Annotated in this window: 2 protein-coding genes and 1 pseudogene; all 3 read left to right on the top strand. The window is 66.0% G+C overall.

The genetic code is table 11. The features are described 5' to 3' along the window. Nucleotides 1-192 (top strand): annotated as a pseudogene (locus J8I82_RS37790) (NAD(P)(+) transhydrogenase (Re/Si-specific) subunit alpha); the annotation flags it as partial. Nucleotides 193-207: 15 nt separating this feature from the next. Then, nucleotides 208-555, top strand: coding sequence for an NAD(P) transhydrogenase subunit alpha part 2 (locus tag J8I82_RS37785; protein ID WP_209765734.1), 348 nt, complete (start codon nucleotides 208-210; stop codon nucleotides 553-555). After that, nucleotides 552-979 (top strand): NAD(P)(+) transhydrogenase (Re/Si-specific) subunit beta (locus tag J8I82_RS37780; RefSeq protein ID WP_209765732.1); only part of this gene is annotated, 428 nt, incomplete at its 3' end. The genes J8I82_RS37785 and J8I82_RS37780, both read left to right, overlap by 4 nt.

Here is a 979-nt window from a genome sequence, read left to right as displayed (position 1 = left end):
GTCACCCTCATCGGCCATACCAACCTGGCCAGCATGGTGGCGGCCGACGCCTCGGCGCTCTATGCCCGCAACGTGCTGGATTTCCTCAAGCTGGTCATCGACAAGGATGGCCAGTACACACTCAACCTCGAAGACGACATCGTCGCCGCCTGCCTGGTGGCGGGACGCAAGGAAGCGGCGCTGGCCGGATGATTCAAGGAGACATCAATGGAAATGGTTAGCCACACGGTGATCAACCTGATCATCTTTGTCCTGGCGATCTACGTGGGCTACCACGTGGTCTGGACCGTCACGCCCGCGCTGCATACGCCGCTGATGGCGGTGACCAATGCGATCTCGGCCATCATCATCGTCGGCGCGATGCTGGCCGCAGGGCTGACCGAAGGCAATGTTGGCCGGGCCATGGGCACGCTGGCGGTGGCATTGGCCGCGGTCAATGTGTTCGGCGGCTTCCTGGTCACGCAGCGCATGCTGGAGATGTTCCGCAAGAAGGCACCCAAGGCGCAGCCAGAGGGCAGTGCGCAGGCTGGCGGGAAACTGGAGGTGGCGCAATGAACGGCCTGTCGATGAATCTGGTGACGCTGTCCTACCTGGGCGCGTCGGTGTGCTTTATCCAGGCGTTGAAGGGCCTGTCGCACCCGACCACGGCACGGCGCGGCAATGCGTTCGGCATGGCGGGCATGCTGGTGGCCGCGCTGACCACGGTGGCGCTGATCCTGAAGCTGAAGAACGGGTTGCTGGCGGGCGCCGCCGGGGCCGGCAACTCCGGTGGCGGCCTGGCATTGATCCTGGCGGCGCTGGTGGTCGGCGGCGGCATCGGCGCCTACGTGGCGCGCAAGGTGCAGATGACCAGGATGCCCGAACTGGTCGCGGCGATGCACTCGCTGATCGGTCTGGCGGCGGTGTTCATCGCGGTGGCCGCGGTAGCGGAGCCGGCCGCGTTCGGCATCACGCCGGCAGGCTCGCACCTGATCCCGCT

The organism is Cupriavidus consociatus, assembly GCF_017814975.1.
GTDB lineage: Bacteria > Pseudomonadota > Gammaproteobacteria > Burkholderiales > Burkholderiaceae > Cupriavidus > Cupriavidus consociatus.
This window is presented reverse-complemented; position numbering and strand designations above follow the sequence as displayed.